Consider the following 22580-nt stretch of genomic DNA (forward strand, 5'->3'; position numbering starts at 1 on the left):
GCACGAGTATGCTCTCAAAAGTTCGATTTTACGTTAAAGTGGAACGAACAAGTCCAAGGACTGACAGCAATCACTAGTGAAACTAAACGGATTACGTATGATGATGTTCAAGTTGTAGCTGAACAGGCAATTATTCAAAACTTGCCACCAGAACGAGAAATTATTGATTTATTACCTGCCGAATTCATCGTTGATGGTTTTGACGGGATCAAAGATCCATACGATATGGTTGGGGTCCGTTTGGAAATGCGTGGAATCGCATTTACAGGCCCTAAGACAATTGTGCACAACATCAAGATGGCAGTTGAACGGGCAGGCTTAAAGTTACGCGAGTTTGTAGTTGCGCCATTGGCAATTGGCCGCACAATTTTGACTGATGGCGAACAAGATTTTGGCACAGTCGTCATTGATCTTGGTGCAGGCCAAGCGACAGCAGCTGTGATTCATGATCATCAGTTGAAGTTTGCAGCGGTTGACCAAGAAGGTGGTGATTATATCACCAAAGACGTCTCAACAGTCTTGAATATTTCAATGGCCGATGCAGAAAAAATCAAACGTGATTATGGTTTTGCGAATCCATTACAAGCTTCGGTAAATAATGAATTTCCAATCCATCCTGTTGGTAAGAGCGAAGCAACTCGGATTTCGGAAAAATACTTGGCTGAAATTATTGAAGCACGTGTTGAACAAATTTTCACGAACTTGTTTAAGCAGTTGCAACCAACTGGTGCATTAGATATGCCTGGTGGCCTCGTTTTAACGGGGGGCTCAGCTGCATTAGCTGGTATTAAAGAATTAGCTCATCAAATGTTTGGCATGTCAGTTAAAGTGATGGCACCAACTGAAATTGGTTTGCGACACCCAAGTTATACAACTGGTTACGCTGTTGCAAAGCTTGCGGCACAACAAACGATGACTGAACGAGTTGTCAAACAAGCAATCTCAGGAAATCGTTTGACGGCAGTTCAACAAGATGAAGCAACCCAAACTGAACCAAAGAAGCGTAGTTTGTTCCGCAAGAATGAAGAAAAACAAGAAAATGATATGAATACAAAGCCTAGCAATGAAGAACCTGATCTTGAAGGTGAGTATTTCGATGAAGAACCAAAAGAAAAAATGACAGATAAAATCAAAGGTTTGTTCGCAAACTTCTTTGACTAGGGTAATTGGAGGATAGACAATGGATTTCATGTTAGACGCAACCGAACAATTCGGGGCAAAAATTAAAGTAATTGGTGTCGGTGGAGGTGGCTCAAACGCCGTTAACCGAATGATTGACGAAGGTGTTGATGGTGTTGAATTCATCGTTGCCAATACTGATGTACAAGCATTAGAAGCTTCACGGGCAGAAACTAAGATTCAACTTGGACCTAAGTTAACTAAGGGTTTGGGCGCCGGTTCTAACCCTGAAGTTGGGACTAAAGCAGCCCAAGAATCAGAACAAGATATCGCTGAAGCATTAGCTGGTGCTGATATGGTCTTTGTTACTGCCGGCATGGGTGGTGGTACTGGGAACGGTGCTGCACCTGTAGTTGCCCGTATTGCTAAGGAACAAGGCGCATTGACGGTTGGGGTTGTCACACGACCATTTACGTTTGAAGGACCTCGTCGTGGCCGTTACGCCGCTGAAGGTTTATCAAACTTGAAGGACAACGTTGATACTTTAATCGTGATTGCTAACAACCGTTTGTTGGAACTTGTTGATAAAACAGCACCAATGATGGAAGCTTTCAAAGAAGCTGATAATGTGTTGCGTCAAGGTGTGCAAGGGATTTCTGATTTGATTATTAACCCTGGTTTCATCAACTTGGATTTTGCTGATGTGAAAACTGTGATGACCAACCAAGGAACAGCATTGATGGGTATTGGCTCAGCTACCGGTGAAAACCGAGCTGCTGAAGCAACTAAGAAGGCTATCTCATCACCATTGCTGGAAGCTGAAATTACTGGTGCAGAACAAGTGCTCTTGAACATCACTGGTGGTCCAGACATGTCATTGTTTGAAGCACAATCTGCTTCAGATGTTGTGTCACAAGCTGCCGGTACAGATGTTAACATCATTTTCGGTACTTCAATCGACATGGAAATGAACGAACAAATTCGAGTTACGGTAATCGCAACGGGGATTGAAAACGGAAAGAACCAACCAGTACCAACAAATGGTACATCAGTTTTTGATCGTGCAACTGCGCCAGTACATGTTACGCCAGTTGCTAACCCAACAGTTGCGCCAGTGCAACAACCAAAGCCAGCAACACCAAATGACCGTTTTGAAGGCTGGAATGATTTGCAAGCGAGCGAAGAAAAGACTGCACAAGCACCTTTCCAAAACAGCTCAACTAGCGATGAATTTGCCGGCGTTGAAAAGCCTGAATTTAAGGTTTTTAACACTGATAACGCAACCAACACTGACGATGACGACAATGATGGTGATTTGAGTACTCCTGTTTTCTTGAAGCGTCGTAAGTAAACGCAGTACAAGTGAGGTAAAACATGGCATTTAGTTTTCGTAACTTTTTCGGAGTCGACGATGAATTCGCCGATGGTCCCGAAGATGATTATCAAGCACCAACTGAACCACAAATGAATGCAGGGACGCCCAAACGTCCAATGCGCCAAAATGTGGTTTCAATGGATGAACGCCGCGCAGGTGTGACCGAGTCAAATAGCAAAATTGCGTTATTTGAACCACGAATCTATTCTGACGTGAAAGAAATTGCAAATCAATTGATGGCAAATCAAGCGATAATTGTGAATTTTTCGTCAATCGAGGACAGTCAAGCTAAGCGCATTGTTGATTTTTTAACTGGGACGGTTTACGCCATTGATGGTGAAATCGAACGCATTGGTGACGCCATCTTTTTGGTGACACCACACAACTATGAAATTAGCGGCAGCGTCTCAACGTCAATTAACAGTGACATCAGCGAGTATGCTAAATAGGAGACGTTTATGATAGCTTTATTAGTACTAATTCTTACCCGGGTAATTGAGATTTACATTTTTGTCATTATCGCAAATGCGTTGATGTCTTGGTTACCTGGAGCAAACGAATCAAAATTGGGGCAACTAATTTCGCGATTAGCAGAACCATATTTGAACGTGTTTCGCTTTTTGCCAACATTAGGTGGAATTGATTTTTCACCAGTCTTGGCCATTATCGTATTAGAACTTGCACAACAGGGCTTAACTCGTGTTGCGTTCATGTTTTAATATTTAAAATATACATTGAATGAGGGTGAGCAAATTGACTGATTTAGAGAACATCACGCAACACTTCCGTCCAGACGAAGCGAACTTCATTGAGCAAGTTCAAGGTTGGGTACGCCAAGTGGCTGATGAATATCGGCCAGTATTGACTCATTTTTTGAATCCACGACAACGTTTTATTGCGCAAACGATTGTTAATCGGGAAGATGGGATGCGCCAGGCTAGTCGTGGTGGCTTACCTAATGCAGAAATGCAACGGATGCTTATTTATCCTGATTATTACGTGTTTGTGGAAGCTGATTTTCATTTGCAATTAATGGAAATCGTCTATCCAACCAAATTTGCAGATATTCACCATAATCAAATTTTAGGAACATTAGTTAATCAAGGTATCGAACGAAATGTATTTGGCGATATTTTGGGCGCTAATGAAACCTGGCAATTTTTAATTGAAGATAAAATGGTTGATTATTTTAGTTTGCAAGTTGATCGGATTGGTAATATCAAAGTGCATCTAATGCCACATGCGATGGCGGATATCGTACAACCTGAAGTTGACTGGGTGCAAACTCAAACCACGATCGCGTCGTTACGGATTGATGTCATTATCTCAACGGCATTCAATATTTCACGAAGCCGTGTGAAAACATTGGTCGAAGGTGGCGCTGTGCGGTTGAACTGGACCGAAATTATTAAGCCAGATTACGAATTAGCAACGGGTGATATGTTGTCAGTCCGTGGATTTGGACGTATGCGGTTAGTTGAACTTGAAGGTACTACTAAAAAAGATAAGCTCCGAGTAGTCATGGAAACAATACAAAATAACAAAAAATGAGGTAAGGATAAATGGCATTAACTCCAATTGATATTCAAAATAAAGAATTTTCTAAAAGTGGCCGTAAAGGTTATGACTCTACTGAAGTTAACGATTACTTAGATCAAGTTATCAAAGATTACGCTGCAGTAGTTGAAGAAAATACGCAACTTAAAACAAAGGTTGCTGATTTTGAAGCACAAAGCGCACAAATCGAAGATATGAAGGGTTCAGTTACCCAATCAATCTTGGTTGCCCAAGAAGCCGCTGATCGTTTGAAGCGTACAGCTGATGAATCAGCTAAGAAGACTTTGACGCAAGCTCAAGAAGAAGCTCAACGGATGGTTGCCGATGCAACTGCCAAGTCAAATGCAATGATGACCGATGCCCAAACTAAGTCAGAGACCATCTTAAATGATGCCGCCAATGACAACGAAAAACTTGCAACTGAAACGGATGCTATTAAGCAAGATACATTGGATTTCCGCAGCAAGATGCAAACTTTGTTGCAAGCACAATTGGAATTAATCAACCGGCCTGATTGGGATGCTACTTTGGAACAAAAGGGTATGTCAAAGGCACCAGCATCTGCGGCTTATAATGAAAAAAAGGCCAACGAAACTGTTGACACAGCTGCTACTGATAGCGTAAACTCAGATTCAGCAGATGAAGTGCAAACTTCAATCTTGCTTCCAGCTGATGAAGCTGAAAAGCACGTTTAGTAATGTATTTCGATACACATGTAATCCATTCATCCATTAGTGAGTCAAGAAATAGTGAGAACTTGGCAGGCTCTGGTGGGATACATGATCAATTACTATCAACAATTGCATACTATAATGAGGATTAGCCAACCAGGTTAATCGAATTAGGGTGGTACCACGATAGCAATCGTCCCTGGTGTTCTTTTTTAAGAACGCTGGGGGCTTTTATTTTACCAAAAGAAAAGGAGTACAGATTCCATGAAGCTTAAAGAAACATTGAACCTCGGGAAGACTAAGTTTCCAATGCGCGGTAGTTTACCAACCAAGGAACTTGAACGTGAAAACGTTTGGTTTGAAAACAAAGTCTATGAAGCACGTCAAAAATTAAATGAAGGTAAGCCATTTTTCGTATTACATGATGGCCCTCCATATGCTAACGGTAACATCCACATGGGTCACGCTTTGAATAAGATTTCTAAGGATATTATCGTACGTTATAAGTCAATGAGTGGCTTTAACTCACCATATGTTCCTGGTTGGGATACACATGGTTTGCCAATTGAACAACAATTGACAAAGGCTGGTCATAACCGTAAAGAATTAAGTAAGGTTGAATGGCGTAAGCTCGCCGAACAATTTGCGCGTGAACAAGTTGATAAGCAACGTGAAGACTTTAAGCGTCTTGGTGTTTCTGCTGAATGGGATAACCCATATTTGACTTTGTTACCTGAATTCGAAGCCGCCCAAATTCGGACTTTCGGTGAAATGGCGAAAAAAGGCTACATTTACAAGGGTAAGAAACCAGTTTACTGGTCATGGTCATCTGAATCCGCTTTGGCTGAAGCTGAAATTGAATACCACGATGTGACGTCACCAACTGCGTTCTATGCTGAACGTGTCGTTGATGGTAAGGGTATCTTGGATACTGATACTTACATGGTTGTTTGGACGACTACGCCATGGACAATTCCTGGTTCACGTGGGATTACTATTGGTGCCAAGTACGAATATTCAGTTGTTAAACCTGCTGGATCAGACAAGAAGTACGTTGTGGCGACTGATTTATTAGCTGGCGATGCTGAAAAGTTTGGCTGGGCTGATTATGAAGTTGAAAAGATTGTGAAGGGTGTTGATATGGAAAATATCATCGCTCAACACCCATTCTATGAAGACGTTAAGTTAGTTACGATGCTTGGCGATTTCGTTACTTTGGATGCCGGTACTGGTCTTGTTCACACTGCCCCTGGTTTTGGGGAAGACGATTTCTGGGTTGGTCAAAAGTACGGCTTGGAAGTTGCTGTTCCCGTTGATGATCAAGGAATGATGACTGAAGAAGCCGGCGCTGACTTTGAAGGTGTTTTCTATGAAAAAGCAAACGCAATTTCACTCCAAAAGTTGACTGATCTTGGTTTACTTTTGAAGCAAGAAGACATTGAACACAGCTACCCATTTGACTGGCGGACTAAAAAGCCCGTTATTTTCCGGGCAGTGCCACAATGGTTTGCCTCTGTTGAAGCATTCCGTCAACAAATCTTGGATTCATTAGATGAAGTTGAATTTTTACCTGAATGGGGTAAGAATCGTCTTTACAACATGATCAAAGATCGTGGCGACTGGGTTATCTCACGTCAACGTGTCTGGGGTGTTCCATTGCCAATCTTCTATGCTGAAGATGGCGAACCAATTTTGACTGAAGAAACGGTTAACCACGTGGCTGACTTGTTCGGCGAATTTGGATCAAATGTCTGGTTTGAACGTGAAGCTAAAGACTTGTTGCCTGAAGGTTATACTTCAGAACACTCACCAAACGGTATTTTCACCAAAGAAGAAGATATCATGGATGTGTGGTTTGATTCTGGTTCATCACACCAAGGTGTTTTGGCACAACGTGATTACTTGCCAGATCAAGCTGACTTGTACTTGGAAGGTTCTGACCAATATCGTGGTTGGTTCAACTCATCATTGATCACTTCTGTTGCAGTTACTGGTCACGCACCATACAAGGGTCTTATCTCACAAGGATTCGTGCTTGATGGTGAAGGTCGCAAGATGTCTAAGTCAATAGGTAACACGATCGTTCCAAATGACGTTATCAAGCAAATGGGTGCTGAAATCATCCGTTTGTGGGTAGCTTCAGTTGATACGGATAGCGATGTCCGTGTTTCAATGGAAATTTTGAAGCAATCTTCAGAAACTTACCGGAAGATTCGTAACACAATGCGTTTCTTGTTAGCTAATACTGAAGATTTCGATAACGCTAAAGATGCAGTGGCTTATGAAGATATGCCAGCGTCAGATAAGTACTTCTATGCGTTAGTTAATGATTTGACCAAGGACTTATTGGCTGATTATGACCAATACAAGTTTGTTGACTTATTCAAACGCGTCGTTAACTTTATCAACGTTGATTTGTCTGCTTACTACTTGGATTACGCTAAGGACGTTGTTTATACCGAAGCACCTGATTCTGTGGAACGTCGGGCAATGCAAACTAACTTCTACAAGACTGTGCTTAATTTGACGAAACTCTTGTTGCCAATCTTGCCACACACTTCTGAAGAAATTTGGGAATACCTCCAAGAACCAGAAGAATTCGGTTACTTATCAGAAATGGTTGTTGCCGAAGACTTGGCTGATTCAGCTAGCTTGATTGCTAACTGGGGTGAATTCCGCCTCATGCGCGATAAGGTTAACAAGGCCTTGGAAGAAGCGCGTGATAACAAGTTGATTGGTAAGCCTGCTGAAGCAGCGGTTACGCTCTATTTGACTGCTGAACAACGTGCCTTGATTGATACATTAGATTCTGACGTGCGCGTGATGCTCTTAGTATCACAATTGCACTTAGTTGATATTGCCGATGCACCAGCTGATGCCCAAGACATTGATGGCTTGAAGTTGACTGTTGCTCATGCTGAAGGTGAAGTATCAGCTCGTGACCGCTTGTACCACACTGATTTGGGAGCCGATGCCGACTTCCCAATGTTGAGTGCCCACGAAGCTGCCATTGTGCGCCAATACTACCCTGAAGCTGTTGAAAATGGCTTTGAAGACTAGTTTTAATATTTAAACCGGAAAAGACTTACCTATTTTGAAAATAGGTAGGTCTTTTTATTGTGGGTAATACTAAGTTGTAAAATATCAGGGCTCTATTTGAGCTGACATGGGATTGAATAATATTGGCCACTCCGTGCCTGGAAATTACTTGGCGCACCACACTGGAAGCAACCTCCCAAGCCAAAATGCGGTCTTGTGAGGTTCGGATAAGCTGGGAGTCTAAGGAATAAATTCCTGAGACTCCTCATCTCATCCTCAGCGGCGACATGTGTTGCACACATCTCACCCCAGTCGTGGTGTAAAGGCTACGCCCGCCAAGCACTTTCCAGACACTTCGTTAGTTAGTAATAACTCTCAAACTAGAAAAAACAGTTGTAAATCACAGGTCACAGCAGAATGGAAAAAACAACGCTGGCAATAGGACCTCAGTAATTCGATGATTGAAAAGTACAGAAACAACAATCCTACGCTAGAATAAATAGAACCTAAATTGTAAATATTAGGTACTCCGTTAATATGTACAACGAGTGATATCCAATTAGGTAACCTACAGAATATCAAGGGGGACATACAACTTGTTAAATCCATTGTGCAAATAGTTTGGATGACGTAAAAATGTTGCTAATTTTCACGGATTAACGATTTTTTTGAAAATTTTGTTCAAAGGAATTGCCAAACGGTTTGATTGTCGTATACTAAATCTATTACTTTATTGGTCAAAATCTTTAGAAATTATTGAGAGTGTGAAAAATGGATATATTAATGGCGTTAATTCCCGCGTTAACGTGGGGTTCGATTGGATTATTAACGGGTAAATTCGGTGGTTCAGCTGGACAACAAGTTTTTGGGATGACATCAGGTGCTTTCATCTTGTCAGCCATCATTTGGCTAGTGACGAAGCCAACAATGACACCAACGATTTGGATTCTTGGTTTAGTCTCAGGTTTGTTCTGGGCAGTTGGTACATCACAACAATTTGTTTCATTTAAGGAAATTGGTGTATCAAAAGCCTTTCCAATTTCAACCGCGGGACAATTAGTTACGAATGCTTTAATGGGCGCAATTGTCTTTGGAGAATGGAAAAATCCCATCATGTGGTTGATGGGGGTTGCAGCAATCGCCATCATGGTTATTGGTGCCGTATTCATTGGTAAAAAGGACCCTAAGAGCCCATTTAAGCAACCAGAGAACATAACTGGGAATATGCGCGCTGGAATTATTGCGTTAACGCTCTCGACGTTTGGGTACCTTGTATACACGTTCATTCCAAAAGCATATCAAACGTGGGGTGGGATGCCATCAACATCCGGTTCTGAGTTTACTTTTGCGATTCTTTTACCACAAACAATGGGGATGGTTATCGGAGCCTTTATCTTTGCGAAGTTCATGATTCGTGAAAATAACTTGGTCAGCGTTACGACCGCCAAGAACGGTATTACAGGGATTGGTTGGGCAATCGGGAACTTATTCATGTTCTTGTCTGCGATGTCTGCCATGGGGCTCGCAACGGCATATACGCTTTCACAAATGGGCGTGATTATCTCAACCTTTGGGGCAATTATATTCTTAGGTGAAAAGAAAACGAAAAAAGAATTTATCTATACCTTTATTGGAACGGCAGCGGTAATTCTTGGTGGCGTCCTTGTGGGAATGATATAAATAAAAACGTGCAGGTATGACCGATTATCGGACACCTGCACGTTTTATTTTTTGTCTTACGATGATGAGCGTGGGATTCGAACCCACGACCTACAGTTTAGAAGACTGTTGCTCTATCCAACTGAGCTAGCCCACCGCAATATATAAAATTATATATGTAATAAGACAGACAGTCAACGACATAAAAATGAAGTCTAATAGACGTTTTTGCGTAAGTTTAGGTTTTTTCTTGAAGATTAGGCTCAAAAATTGACGATATGAAAGCGATTTCGTATACTTAAATAGTAGACGTTCAAGAGATATGATTTATTGAACACAAAACACGATCTTTAGTAAAGATATAACGATTTTAGGGATACTATCGTATGGGTTGGGATGCCAAAGATTGCTGATTAATCGACGATTAAAAAAGTAGAGGTAGCCACATGACAACAAAGACAGATCCACGAGTTTTAAAGACTCGCAATAGTTTAAAACGCGCGTTAGTTAAGTTAATGCGTGAATATAAATTGCAATATATTACAGTTCAAAAAATTACTGAAGAAGCCAACATAACTCGCGGTACCTTCTATTTGCATTACCATGACAAGGAAGACTTCGTTCAACGGGCGATGCAAGAAATTATTGATGACTTTTTTGCAGAAACAATTTATATGACGAATCGCGGTTTTAAAAGTCACACTAAGGATGATAGTGCCGCAGAATTATGTCGTTTCTCAATTGCACGTGCATTTGCGTACATTGAAAACGATTCAGAAGTTTTCGATGTTTTGTTAAACGAGCAAGAAAACAATGTTTTTGAACAACAAATTTATAACCATCTCTCAGAATATATGCAACAGTTCAAACAAACTTGTCAAAGTGAGTTTGTTGAACTTGAAGTACCTGATGAACTGCAAATTTCATTTATTGTTTCGGCCTTGTTGGGGGTAATTAAACGGTGGTTACATACTGGTATGATGTATACACCACGCTATATGACCGCAAGTATGAAGCGAATTCTTGAGTTTAAGCAACCTAAACAAGTTGAGTTTGCAGATTTCTTTGATGCAGCAGAAGTGTTAGACTAATTAATAGTTTTTTGCGTAGCTGGCCAATTATGGTCGGCTACGTTTTGTATAACAATAAATTCGGTTATCACTGATTTGGGGATTTGTTCAAACTAGTGCCTAATGTATATTCCGTGGTACGCGAGTATTCTTAAGCAAAAGTACAAAAATGAGAATTCCACGCTAGAATAAATGAAGACAAAGTTTTTAGAAGTCCTGGCTGCACAATTGAATTTTTGCGTGGCCGACAGGGGCTGACAAATACAAAAATTATAAGGAGAGTAAGATGGCACAAAAAGTTTTTTGTCAAAGTTGTGGAATGCCACTACAAAATAAAGCTGACTTTGGAACGAATAAGGATGGTTCGTTTTCAACGGAGTATTGTTCATATTGTTACTTAAATGGTGAATTCGTTGATCCTAATGCTACAGTCGCGTCAATGATTGCGGTTGGGGAAAAAGGAATTGAGCAAAATCCACAAATGGGAAAGATTACTAAGTTCTTTCTTAAAAAAATGTATCCAATGCAAGTTAAAAATTTGAAACGTTGGAAATAAGCATTTTCTGGGGGCCTATTTGATGGGTTAAGCTGGTTGAATTTTTTAATCTAGAATTGCATGGTTCTGGTGTTTCTTGTATGATTATTACTATGAAAAAGATTAGTTAGTGGGGATACGAACTAGTCGAATAGGAAATGAATGGTTCGCCTGAAACTAGGGAAACTATGAAGGAGAGTGTTATGAAAAAGTTTGTTTTATTGCTGACAACGGCATGTCTAGCATTTATTTTGGTAGCTTGTGGTCAGAAGACATATGCTGGTATTCAAATTGATAACGACAAGTATTCGCAATTGACGCAATCGAAGAAGAATATTAATACATTGCTTGATACATTGAGCAAATATGATTACCGCAACTCTGCCTCTGCTAATGCGGTTTATCGCGCTGCTGATAAGGTAATGAGCACTAATGCCCGTGGTTTAGATACCGCCGACAAAGAAAAATTAGATGTGGTACTTGATAATTCACCCCATGGTATAAAGGGAATTATTAAAGACGCGACTAAGAAACAATATAATGTGGATGGCAGTGTTGCCTCGCAATTCCATAACAATTTTCAAGTAATTATTGATACAACTGCTAAAGCCGTCACCCACTCAGAAGTTCAAGCCGACAAAGTTAGTTCACAACTTAATCAGGAATTAAATGTTGAAAAGCGCTTGTACAAGTTGGGCTCACAAAACGAATAAAATAATTAAGGAAGATTAAAGTTTCTAAACAGAAGCTTAAAAGACGTAAAAATTCTCCCGTCAACACTGAAAGTATACGATAATTAGTATATAAATAAAGTATGCCAAAACGGCGAAGACGGAGGATGAAGATGATTTCACTAATTATTATCTTGGCTGTACTCCTTATTGCAGCAATTGTCGAAGTAGTTCGACAAAGTACTACAACTAATGAAGAACATTCGGTTGTCAACACTGAGACTGTGACGACGCGGATGGCCGCACGGCATTAATTAGTCTCAATTCTTAATTTAACACCTCGATAGGTACCATGAACAGTCCGTCTCAACCGCGGGCTGTTTTTTTGCAGATTTATGACAAATATGTAAATTATAAAAATATTTAAAAAAAGTAAGCACATTTGGTTTGTTTTTTGATATTATAGTTTTCATAATTTATTCATATTTCTGGAGAACGAAAAATGCTTGCTCATATTCTTGAAGAAACTATTCAACCAAAGGCACCCACAAACATTAACCCAAACATTGCCTTCCGTTTGGCGGAAGCGAATGATTTACCAATTTTTACTGCTATTTATAATGAATCGATTCGGACCCGGGGTATTACGACGGATCTTGAAGAACAAACAGTTGAACAACGGCGCGGCTGGTTTGAAGCGCATCAAAATGATCCGCGGCATCCCATCTTTGCGGCAGTGGAAAATAATCAAGTTGTAGGTTATGGCTCACTTAGCGTGTATCGTCCGCGGAAAGGGGTGGACGCCGTGGCTGAAATTTCTTACTATTTTGATCATAGCGTTCGCGGTAAAGGCTTCGGCTCAGCCATTATGGATTACTTGATTTCATATGCACAAACGCAAGGTTTTAGTAATTTATTGGCGTTTGTGAATGGCTTGAACGAAACTAGCGCCGGGTTGTTAACCAAATTTGGCTTTGCTGAATGGGGCCGCTTTCCCGGAATTAGTTTTGATGGAGAATTTTTCCATGATCAAATTATCTTTGGTCGTAAAATTTAATAATATATGGAACTAGTTTGTCGAAAATGATGAACTAGTTTTTTGGTTCTATTCCGTCTGGCGTGGGATTTATAAAATGTAATGAGATGTATGATGCCACTGCGTGCCTGAAAATCACATTGTGCACCGAGATGGAAGCGCATGCCCAAGCTGCTTGCTTATGCCTGCGAACCGGCAACGCAAAACCCGACACGTGGTGTCACGTCCCATTTCGGTGTAAAGCCTGCCGGCCACAAAGTGATTTTCAGTCACTCCGCTAGATAAGCGTGGGATTATTGATTACCGCATATTACTAGTCAAACTGCGCGCTCAAACTAGCGAAGAGTCTGGAAACAGGCTGGACTTTAGCTCGCACCGTGATGGCATAATCAGTAACGGGTTTCGTTACTGATTATGGATTTGTGAAGATGGTTACCGCGTTAGCGAACCAAGCTTCGCAAACATTTGAAGACCGCACTGTGGCTTCAAATGCTTGTCTTCCATCACGGTGTCCAGACTGGTTCCAGCCTCGTAGTGGGAATCAATCTGAGACACGTATCCAAATTCCACGCTAGAATAAATGAGACCAAATGAAGTTGGAATACAGTATAATAAGGAAAAATGAAAGCGTGGACTAAATAATGACGGAATCAGCTTACGAGATTCGCTTGGCTATCAATAATGATTTACCACGATTGACGGATATTTATAATCAGTCAATTCGGGCCCGGGGCATCACCGCGGATTTAGATGAGCAATCGGTTGAACAGCGGCGAGGTTGGTTTGAGGAACATCAAAATAATTTGCGCTATCCGTTATATGTGCTTGTGGCTGACGGTGCGGTGCAAGGATATGGGTATCTTGGACCATATCGAACTAGGCGGAGCTTTGACCAAACGGCGGAAGTTTCATATTATTTCGATCACCAAGTGCGTGGTCGTGGATATGGATCTGCGATGCTACAGCATTTAATTGAAATTGGACGCGAACAAAAAATGACAACTTTAATTGCGGCGATTTTTAATACAAACACGCAGAGTGCTGGTTTATTAAAAAAATTCGGCTTTGCAGAATGGGGTCGGTTACCGCGAATTAGTTTTGACGGTGAAAACTATCAAGATCAAGTTTATTACGGTCGAGAAATATAATGAGATTTTAACGATAGTATCGTTAATTAAATGGGAATAATTTTATTCTTTTGCCATAATATTTTAATTTAGTTCTTGCAATGCCAACTGGTACGTGGTTAAATAATAAACAACAAAGATATTAAATATTAAAAAAGGATGGCTTGAACTTATGAACTCAACTAACTTCACACAAGTTAATAACATTATTATCAGCGCAATTATTATTATTTAATAATGATGGGCTGACAATTGTTGTTGCTCATCATGAAGAAATTCACATGATGAGCAGCTGAGAATATTCAAGTCAAACTAAGGACCTGATTAGCTGTGGAATACTACAGCTAATCGGGTCCTTTTTATTTATTCAGAATCTTTAGGAAATTTTGCAATCATAATCGTTTGGGTGTTTATCAAGGAAAGAGGTAGTTATTATGGATCAAAAGCAACACAATTGGCGCAATACAGTTTTGGTAGCTTCATTAATTTTCGGGATGTTCTTTGGGGCTGGTAATTTAATTTTTCCGGTTCAACTTGGTCAATTAGCTGGTGGAAATTGGCTCTTGGCAACAGCGGGGTTTTTGGTTACGGGGACGTTGGTACCATTTCTAGCGATGCTCGCAGTTAGTGTGACACGTAGTAAAGGCGTGTTTGATATCGCCAAACCAGTCGCACCGTGGTTTGGCACGGTATTCTTAGTAATGCTGCATTTAACAATTGGTCCGTTTTTTGGAACTCCGCGGACTGCCGCCACTGCATTCTCGATGGGAGTGGCACCTTTATTACCAAAGGGCATGCAAACCGTTGGAATGCTCATTTTTTCAGCAGTGTTCTTCGGCTTAGCATATTTTCTTAGTACTAAAGAGGCCAATGTGGTTGCTTGGATTGGTAAGTATTTGAATCCGTTATTTTTAGTTTTGCTAGTCGGAACTTTATTGTTGGCAGTTTTTTTACCAATGGGAAACTTACACCAACAGGTTGGGGAAGCATACCAAAGTAACGCATTCTTCCAAGGATTCTTGGATGGTTACAATACAATGGACGGAATTGCCTTATTGGCTTTAGCTGTAACCGTTGTTTATGCAATCAAGGGTCTAGGCTATCATGAAGATGCTGTGCCCAAAGTCGTAGCAAAGTCAGGCTTGCTCGCAATTGCTGCTGAAGTTGTTTTGTACACTGGCTTAGTATTACTTGGTACATCAAGTTTGGGAACATTTAAAGCCGCTGCAAATGGTGGGGATGCGTTCGCTCAAATTGTTGCACATTACACTGGTAATTTTGGAACTTTATTCACGGGACTGGTTGTTACATTGGCTGTCTTCACAACCGCAATGGGGCTCTTTGCTTCATTTGCTCAAGATATGCACAAGACGTTTCCGAAAGTCAGTTATAAAAATTTCTTACGGGCAATTGCAGTAGGTTCATTTGTAACTGCGAATGCCGGATTGACCAACATTATTACCTGGGCAGTACCAGTTTTGATGTTGATGTATCCACTGGCCTTGTCACTAATCACGTTGTCATTGTTGGCGAAGTACTTTAACCGGGCGAGTGTTGTGTATCGAGCCATGATGTTGTTTGTGGCTGGACCTGCGTTGCTAGACGCATTGGCTAACTCGCCATTGGTCACTAAGGTTTGGGCGGCGGGCCTTGTTAACGAATATCACCATATCGTACCTTTCGCCTCAATGGGATTAGGCTGGGTATTACCCGGAGCCTTTGGATTCGTATTAGGTTATGGCTTGTACAAATTCAGCCCAGAATTACAGACGGGTGGTGTGATTTTGCACTCAGCTGATGTTGAATAGTTAGAATAAAAAATCGGTCCAGCCTTATTAAAGGCTGAACCGATTTTTTTGAATCGTATCTAAATTCACATCACAATTAAAATTGGAATGTGAATTTGGAGTAATTAAAATTTTGAGCTGTGAGCTGAACGACCCTTACGAGCTGATTTGATGCGTGTGTTTTCAAACTTTGCTTCTTCGTCCTTAACGGGCTTAACCACCGTTTTGTGGAAGCCAGCAAGTGCACCGACACCAGCAGCAACTGTACTAAGAACCCCAATTAATACGCCTGTACCAAATTTCTTCATATCTGTTCCTCCAACAATAGTTTATAATTACATGATAAAGAAGTTTAGCGTAAAATGCTAGTAATGTATTATGAATATTCTAAGAATTTGTTCAGGACAACAAAAAGGTAGGCTGAAATGATGGAAACGCAGATATTCGCTCACCGCGGCGCCCGACGGAAAGCACCAGAAAATACAATCCCAGCATATTTGAAAGCACTCGAAACCGAAGAAATTGACGGTTTAGAAATTGATGTTCATTTGACTAAAGACAATCAATTAGTCGTCATTCATGACGAAAAATTAGAACGAACGACAAATGGGCATGGCTTAGTTGGTGACTATACTTTAGCTGAGTTACAAGCTCTCGATGCTGGCAGTTACTTCAGTCCAGAATTTGCGGGGACTAAAATTCCTTCATTGGATGAAGTCTTAACGTTTTTGCAAGTCCAACATTTTCATAAAATATTATTAATTGAAGTTAAAACTGATCACGTTGAGTACCCAGGGATTGAACAGCGGTTACTTGATAAGATAGCCGAGTATCATGTGACTTATCCAGTGATATATCAAAGCTTTAATCTGGATACGTTACAACGATTGCACGATCTCGATGACACTTTAGCGATTGATGCATTAACGTATACACCAAGGTGGCGCTTGTGGAAGCTCCAGCGACAGCGCGTTATCGAGTATATTCACCCCGATAATCGCTGGTTTATGAACAAAATTTATTGGTGGGGGAAACACCCACGAACACGCCCATGGACTGTGAATAAAAAGGCCGAAATGCGAAAGGTTTTTCAAGCAAAATTACCCGGTATTATTACCGATGAACTGGATTTAGCGGTTCAGTTACGAAAGGAAATTCAAGGATGAATAAAATTATTGTAATCGTGGGACCAACTGCAGTGGGGAAAACCGCCCTTTCAATTAAATTGGCTAAAAAATATGATGGTGAAATTATTTCAGGAGATTCAATGCAAGTCTACCGCGGACTTGATATTGGTACCGCGAAAATTACCGATGTCGAAAAAGAAGGTGTTCCTCATTATCTAATTGATACTAAGGATATGACCGACAACTTTACGGTGGCCGAATGGGTCGCAGCGGCCAAAGAACATATCGCGGATATTACGAGTCGTGGCAAAATGCCAATTATCGTTGGTGGCACTGGCTTCTACATTGCCGCCTTGCTTGGTGATATGCCATTAGGCGGTGACGATACCGATGCCGATGATGAAATTCGGGCTAAGTGGCAAGCTTTTGCCGATGATTTTGGTGGAATGGCAGTTTGGGACGAATTGAATGAAGTCGATCCAGTGGCAGCCAAAGATATCCCAGCAGGGAATGTGCGCCGGATTATTCGGGCCTTGGAAGTTTACGAGCTCACCGGTAAGCCATTTTCAGAACAAAAGCCAAGCAAGGGTGAACGCCAGTATGACGCCTTAGTGATTGGTTTGAATACGAGTCGCGAATTACTCTATGACCGCATTAATTTGCGGGTCGACCAAATGCTTGATGATGGTTTGATGGCTGAAGCTAAGCGTCTGTATGACGCTGGTGGTGCCCAACTCCAAAGTGGCCAAGGAATTGGTTACAAGGAATTATTCCCATTCTTTGGTGAATATGATACCGAAGAACGAGCAATTGAGTTAATTAAGCGTAATTCACGACGCTTTGCTAAACGGCAATTAACGTGGTTTAACAACCAAATGCCAGATATTCACTGGTTCGATCTTGTACGTCAACCAACTGAAATCGATGCAATTGATGAGTTAGTTGAAACGTTCAATAAATAGAAAATGTGAAGAAATTCCAAAGAAACGACGACCTGTGTTAGGAAACCTGACATGGGTCGTTGTTTTTATTGTGTCAGGTGATACAATGAACGTATCTTAAGCAAAGACATTAAGGAGGTACTCGAATGGCTGAAAAAGAACTGCGCCGAAATTTGGCAGTCCTTCCAATTGGTACAATTCGTGAACTGACTGATTTGACTGATCGACAGATTCGTTATTACGAGGAACAGCATTTGATTATGCCACAGCGGACAGCTAGTAATCGCCGGATGTTTTCTTTGAACGATGTTGATCGTTTACTTGAGATTAAAGATTATTTGGATGCTGGTGACAGTATTGCTGATATCCAAGCAATTTATTCGAAAAAAGCAGCAAAACAACGTGAGCCAGATTTATCTGCTCATGAAATGCGCCAAGCACTAGCGTCAGAGTTTATCAACCTTGCCGGATTTTCGGTGAATAAGAAAAGAAAGGGCTATTAACAATGCCAAAGCATGATTATACAAAAGATGATATTCGCAACCTCGTAAAGTCAGAAAATGTTGAATTTTTACGTTTAACATTTACTGATATGTACGGAATTATCAAGAACGTGGAAGTTCCAGCGTCACAACTTGAAAAAGTTTTAGCTAACAACATGATGTTTGATGGTTCATCAATTGATGGGTTTGTACGGATTGAAGAATCAGATATGTACTTGTACCCAGACCTTTCAACGTTCATGATTTTCCCATGGGCGACTGATTCACACGGTGGTAAGGTTGCACGGATTATTGCCAGTGTTTACACGGCGGCGCGCGAACCATTTATGGGCGATCCACGGAATGTCTTGAAGGAAAACTTAGCTAATGCTAAAGCTGCTGGTTTTGATGCCTTCAATATCGGACCTGAACCAGAATTTTTCTTATTCAAGCTTGATGAACTTGGCAAGCCAACGACTAAATTGAACGATTCCGGTTCATACTTTGATTTGGCACCACTCGACATGGGTGAAAACGTCCGTCGTGAAATCGTTTTAACACTTGAAGAAATGGGCTTTGAAGTTGAAGCTGCGCACCACGAAGTTGCTCCTGGTCAACACGAAGTCGATTTTAAGTATGCTAACGCGCTTGAAGCTGCGGATAACATTCAAACATTTAAATTAATCGTAAAAACAATTGCCCGTAAAAACGGCTTATATGCAACTTTCATGCCTAAACCAGTTTCTGGTATCAATGGTAATGGGATGCACGTTAACATGTCACTTTTCGCAGAAGGAACCAATGCGTTCTTCGATGAAAATGATGAAATGCAACTTTCAACAACCGCTTACAACTTCTTGGGTGGTATCTTGAAGCACGCCCAAAACTTCACGGCAATTACTAATCCAACTGTTAACTCATACAAGCGATTAGTACCTGGTTTTGAAGCGCCTGTGTACGTGGCGTGGTCTGGTTCAAACCGTTCACCAATGGTTCGTGTCCCAGCTTCACGTGGGCAATCAACACGTTTGGAACTTCGTTCAGTTGACCCAACTGCAAACCCATACTTGGCCTTGGCAGCTATCTTAGCATCAGGCCTTGATGGGATTAAGGATAGCCTTGAACCAAACGAATCAGTTGATCGTAACATTTACTTGATGGACGAATCAGAACGGATTAAAGCAGGCATTAAGGACTTACCTGATACCTTGTTAGCAGCCGTTCGTGATTTAGAAGGTGATGAAATTGTGCGTGATGCATTAGGTTACAACTTATCACAACAATTTATCGATGCTAAGTTGCTTGAATACCGTCAATATCGTCAAGAAGTATCAGCATGGGAATTAGATAGCTACTTGGACTTGTACTAAAAGCTACAAACCAAATAGGTGACTATTACACCTATTTAGAAATACAATCGAAAAACGGACATCGCAGTTAATTGCGGTGTCCGTTTTGAGTTGTGCCGCTATTTGTTGGTAGCCTAATAAAAGTGACCAGTAATTAGTGGAACATGATAATATGGTAGGTAATACATAGAAGCTAGGAGATGGACATGGCAAACTATTTACCAGTAATCAATACGAATTTTACTTTGTTTGGTGGGCATGCTGAGACGGTGCCCGTTGGTTGGAGTTGGAAAACGGAAGAGCACCCAGCGTTTGAATTAATTTATGTTTTAGCAGGTGAACAACGGACAATTAGCGATACGAATGAATTTTTTATTTGTGCCGGGCAGATGATTTTGATTCCAATTGGTATTCGCCACACTAATTATCAGGTGGGGAGTGAAAAATTAAAATATTTCACGATGCACTTCAACTTGGAATCACCGGAGCTAAAATATTTATTGATTAGTGGTTATGCTAATCGCATTATCACAACGGAAACCGCAGGGCATGCAGCATTAGTTGCGCAACTTGATACCATTGTGGCGATGATTCAAGCTGACTATCAATTGTTTGATTATCTGAATTTACAGGCGAGCGTTTTGGATGTTATCTTAACTTTGACCAAGGCATTGCAAAATGATAAAGCTTTGAAAGTCAGTCAAGGCGAGATTAATCAGTTTATGCTGTGGCAAACATTGGCGAGCGATATCAAAGATAAATTAGATTATCAAATTTATCATGCGAACCATGCCACTAAGATTGCTATCGCAGAGGTGGTTGAAGCCCATCACATTAGTCAAAGTTACGCCTTGAAGTTATTTAAAAAGTTTACGGCTAAAAGTCCTCAAGCTTATTTGATTGATTTGAAATTGGCGACTGCCAAACAGCTATTGTTGCAACCCAATATGTTGATTAGCGAGGTGGCGGAGAAGCTGGCATATTCCTCGCCAAGTCACTTTACACGAGAATTCACTAAGAATATTGGTATGTCACCAAGGCAATATATTGTAGCTGGTAGTGTTGATGAAAACTAAATTTGTACGAATTAAGGATAGTTCAGAATGAATTATCCTATTTTTTGTGGCGTTTTTTAATGGCATAATATATCTTGTAAGCGGTTACAAAGAAACGAAAAACAAAGAAATATAACGCAATGACACGGTTTGTTGTGAAAAACATACCGCGTGATGCAATGAATTAGCTAACCGTAAAAATAAACAAGCAAACAACTTAAAACGAATAAATAACAGACAAATGAGGAGCAAGTATGTCATACACAATTCAAAATCCAATTATTCCAGGTTACGCACCAGATCCATCAATTATTCGCGTCGACCATGATTACTACATCGCCACGTCAACTTTTCACTTGAATCCAGCGATTAGTATTTACCACTCAACCGACTTAGCTAACTGGGAAATGGTTGATCATGGTTTGAAAAATCATGAAGTTGATCTCCGGGGTACTAATACACCGGCTGGTATCTGGGCACCACATCTATCTTACGATGTGGCCACTAAAAAGTTTTGGTTGGCATATTCACACATGTTGAACATGGAAGGTCGTGAATTTAACGCCGATAACTACGCAATTTCAGCGGATAGTATTCATGGTCCCTGGAGTGAACCAGTTTTCTTAGGTGCAATTGGGTTTGATCCATCGCTCTTCCATGATGAAGACGGGCGCCATTACATGACAATTTTGGAATGGGAAACACGTGATGGATATCAACACCCAGGACACATTGTCATCCAAGAAATGGATTTGGCTAATAATCAATTTATCGGTGAGGCAGTACGTGTAACGCAAGGTTTTACAACGCGCGGTTGTGCCGAAGCACCCCAAATTTACAAGCGCGATGGTTATTATTACTTGGTGCTTGCTGCTGGTGGGACGGGGTATGCCCACGGAGTTGAAATGGGTCGCTCAAAAAATATCTTTGGCCCATACGAAGCTAACCCAACAAATGAACCAATTATCACGTCAGCACCGCAACATATTTATAGCTTAGGTGATCCTGATGCCGGACACTTTGAAGCATATAACCCACATTCAATCATGCAAAAATCAGGCCATGGTTCGATTGTTCAGACGCATACTGGCGAATGGTATATTGCGCATTTGATGTCACGACCATTGCCAGGCACGACTTTGAACCCATTAGGACGCGAAACGGCTATCCAAAAAATGACCTGGAATGATGCTGGTTGGTTGCAAATGGCCGATGGTTCAAATTTAGCAAAAATGACAGCTCCCGGAATGACAGGCGTCGAAGCTGGTGAAACAGCAGGGCATTCATTCGAGGATCAGTTTGAAAATGAAACTTATAATGTCCGTTTCACAACGCCCTACCGTGAGCAAAATACAAAATGGGTCAATACAAGCGAAAATCAAGGACATTTGCGAATCCATGGTGAAAACTCATTCTTTTCACGCATGAATCCAGCCATTATGGCAGTTGCAGCTTCAGCATTTGAATTTGAGCTTGAAACGCAACTTGAATTCCACCCAGAACACTACTCACAAAGTGCGGGGATGAACATGTATTACGATGCTTCAAACTGGTTATATGCCCGCTTGTATCACTCAGAATCATTAGGTGGGACGACTTTAGGAATTTTACAGGCTAAACAAGGTGAACGAATTGAATTCATTCACGACAAGGTCTTTATTCCAAATGGCGTTGTGGCGCTAAAATTTGTAACAACCTTTGGCAAAACCAAAATTTACTACCAAATCGAAAACCAAGCGTGGAAACAAGTGGGACCAGAATTTAACACCGCTTACCTATCAGATGAAGGGGTTGGTGGTTCGGAAGGTGAAATTGGTGGATTTACAGGCTTGCTATGTGGAATTGGTGCTGTCGATGCGTACCGCCACGAATCATATGCAGATTTTGATTTCTTTAAAATGACTAATAAATAAGCATCAATAGGAAGTGTAGCGCCTAGACTAAATGGAAGTGGGGCGAAACACATATAGAAGGAGAATT

The 22580-nt window shown here is 40.9% G+C and carries 22 protein-coding genes and 1 tRNA gene; 21 read left to right on the forward strand and 2 right to left on the reverse strand.

Annotation, left to right across the window (positions count from 1 at the left end; translation table 11 throughout):
- The first annotated feature begins 60 nt into the window (after positions 1-60).
- The 8 genes from ftsA to EQG49_RS10795 all read left to right on the forward strand — a co-directional run bounded on the left by ftsA (position 61) and on the right by EQG49_RS10795 (position 9441).
- Positions 61-1161, forward strand: a complete 1101-nt coding sequence (ftsA, locus tag EQG49_RS10760; RefSeq protein ID WP_279232841.1) for a cell division protein FtsA — start codon at positions 61-63, stop codon at positions 1159-1161.
- A gap of 19 nt (positions 1162-1180) precedes the next feature.
- The gene (gene ftsZ / locus EQG49_RS10765; RefSeq protein ID WP_133363967.1) at positions 1181-2470 is read left to right on the forward strand and encodes a cell division protein FtsZ; all 1290 of its coding nucleotides are present in this window, start codon (positions 1181-1183) and stop codon (positions 2468-2470) included.
- A 23-nt stretch (positions 2471-2493) separates the two neighbouring features.
- On the forward strand, positions 2494-2943 hold the full coding sequence (locus EQG49_RS10770) for a cell division protein SepF (protein ID WP_133363968.1): 450 nt from the start codon (positions 2494-2496) through the stop codon (positions 2941-2943).
- 9 nt (positions 2944-2952) lie between these two features.
- A complete protein-coding gene (locus EQG49_RS10775; RefSeq protein WP_175577950.1) occupies positions 2953-3213 on the forward strand; it encodes a YggT family protein in 261 nt (86 codons plus the stop codon).
- A gap of 34 nt (positions 3214-3247) precedes the next feature.
- Positions 3248-4045, forward strand: a complete 798-nt coding sequence (locus EQG49_RS10780; RefSeq protein ID WP_243115708.1) for a YlmH family RNA-binding protein — start codon at positions 3248-3250, stop codon at positions 4043-4045.
- A gap of 11 nt (positions 4046-4056) precedes the next feature.
- Complete coding sequence (locus EQG49_RS10785; protein ID WP_133363970.1) at positions 4057-4746, forward strand: DivIVA domain-containing protein; 690 nt, start codon at positions 4057-4059, stop codon at positions 4744-4746.
- A 240-nt stretch (positions 4747-4986) separates the two neighbouring features.
- Positions 4987-7782, forward strand: a complete 2796-nt coding sequence (gene ileS, locus EQG49_RS10790) for an isoleucine--tRNA ligase (protein ID WP_133363971.1) — start codon at positions 4987-4989, stop codon at positions 7780-7782.
- 750 nt (positions 7783-8532) lie between these two features.
- Positions 8533-9441 carry a GRP family sugar transporter gene (locus tag EQG49_RS10795; protein WP_133363972.1) on the forward strand — a complete coding sequence of 303 codons (909 nt, stop codon included), beginning with the start codon at positions 8533-8535 and terminating at the stop codon, positions 9439-9441.
- Positions 9442-9503: 62 nt separating this feature from the next.
- On the opposite strand, the gene EQG49_RS10800 is transcribed toward EQG49_RS10795, so the two are convergent.
- Positions 9504-9577, reverse strand: a tRNA-Arg gene (locus tag EQG49_RS10800).
- A gap of 289 nt (positions 9578-9866) precedes the next feature.
- On the opposite strand from EQG49_RS10800, the gene EQG49_RS10805 reads away from it, so the two are divergent.
- From EQG49_RS10805 to brnQ, 7 genes are all read left to right on the forward strand, one after another.
- Positions 9867-10511 (forward strand): TetR/AcrR family transcriptional regulator, encoded by a 645-nt coding sequence (locus EQG49_RS10805; RefSeq protein ID WP_133363973.1) that lies wholly within the window; start codon positions 9867-9869, stop codon positions 10509-10511.
- Positions 10512-10776: 265 nt separating this feature from the next.
- A complete protein-coding gene (locus EQG49_RS10810; protein ID WP_133363974.1) occupies positions 10777-11046 on the forward strand; it encodes a zinc ribbon domain-containing protein in 270 nt (89 codons plus the stop codon).
- 182 nt (positions 11047-11228) lie between these two features.
- Complete coding sequence (locus EQG49_RS10815; protein ID WP_133363975.1) at positions 11229-11738, forward strand: LptM family lipoprotein; 510 nt, start codon at positions 11229-11231, stop codon at positions 11736-11738.
- 131 nt (positions 11739-11869) lie between these two features.
- Positions 11870-12010, forward strand: a complete 141-nt coding sequence (locus tag EQG49_RS13750; RefSeq protein ID WP_165964875.1) for a hypothetical protein — start codon at positions 11870-11872, stop codon at positions 12008-12010.
- Between the two features lie 188 nt (positions 12011-12198).
- Positions 12199-12753, forward strand: a complete 555-nt coding sequence (locus tag EQG49_RS10820; RefSeq protein ID WP_133363976.1) for a GNAT family N-acetyltransferase — start codon at positions 12199-12201, stop codon at positions 12751-12753.
- A 620-nt stretch (positions 12754-13373) separates the two neighbouring features.
- A complete protein-coding gene (locus tag EQG49_RS10825) occupies positions 13374-13880 on the forward strand; it encodes a GNAT family N-acetyltransferase (RefSeq protein WP_133363977.1) in 507 nt (168 codons plus the stop codon).
- Positions 13881-14293: 413 nt separating this feature from the next.
- Positions 14294-15667, forward strand: a complete 1374-nt coding sequence (gene brnQ, locus EQG49_RS10830) for a branched-chain amino acid transport system II carrier protein (RefSeq protein WP_133363978.1) — start codon at positions 14294-14296, stop codon at positions 15665-15667.
- 104 nt (positions 15668-15771) lie between these two features.
- On the opposite strand, the gene EQG49_RS10835 is transcribed toward brnQ, so the two are convergent.
- Complete coding sequence (locus tag EQG49_RS10835) at positions 15772-15954, reverse strand: DUF3042 family protein (protein WP_133363979.1); 183 nt, start codon at positions 15952-15954, stop codon at positions 15772-15774.
- Positions 15955-16071: 117 nt separating this feature from the next.
- On the opposite strand from EQG49_RS10835, the gene EQG49_RS10840 reads away from it, so the two are divergent.
- From EQG49_RS10840 to EQG49_RS10865, 6 genes are all read left to right on the forward strand, one after another.
- The gene (locus EQG49_RS10840; protein ID WP_133363980.1) at positions 16072-16812 is read left to right on the forward strand and encodes a glycerophosphodiester phosphodiesterase family protein; all 741 of its coding nucleotides are present in this window, start codon (positions 16072-16074) and stop codon (positions 16810-16812) included.
- Entirely contained in the window at positions 16809-17735 is a 927-nt protein-coding gene (gene miaA, locus EQG49_RS10845; protein WP_133363981.1) for a tRNA (adenosine(37)-N6)-dimethylallyltransferase MiaA, read from the forward strand. The genes EQG49_RS10840 and miaA overlap by 4 nt, the downstream gene beginning before the upstream one ends.
- A 125-nt stretch (positions 17736-17860) precedes the next feature.
- Positions 17861-18217: a MerR family transcriptional regulator gene (locus tag EQG49_RS10850; RefSeq protein ID WP_133363982.1), complete on the forward strand. Its 357-nt coding sequence runs from the start codon at positions 17861-17863 to the stop codon at positions 18215-18217.
- A 2-nt stretch (positions 18218-18219) separates the two neighbouring features.
- Complete coding sequence (gene glnA, locus EQG49_RS10855; RefSeq protein ID WP_133363983.1) at positions 18220-19566, forward strand: type I glutamate--ammonia ligase; 1347 nt, start codon at positions 18220-18222, stop codon at positions 19564-19566.
- 185 nt (positions 19567-19751) lie between these two features.
- Positions 19752-20621 (forward strand): helix-turn-helix transcriptional regulator, encoded by an 870-nt coding sequence (locus tag EQG49_RS10860; protein ID WP_133363984.1) that lies wholly within the window; start codon positions 19752-19754, stop codon positions 20619-20621.
- Between the two features lie 233 nt (positions 20622-20854).
- Positions 20855-22513 (forward strand): glycoside hydrolase family 43 protein, encoded by a 1659-nt coding sequence (locus EQG49_RS10865; protein ID WP_133363985.1) that lies wholly within the window; start codon positions 20855-20857, stop codon positions 22511-22513.
- Positions 22514-22580 lie beyond the last annotated feature (67 nt).

The organism is Periweissella cryptocerci (genome assembly GCF_004358325.1).
Taxonomy (GTDB): domain Bacteria; phylum Bacillota; class Bacilli; order Lactobacillales; family Lactobacillaceae; genus Periweissella; species Periweissella cryptocerci.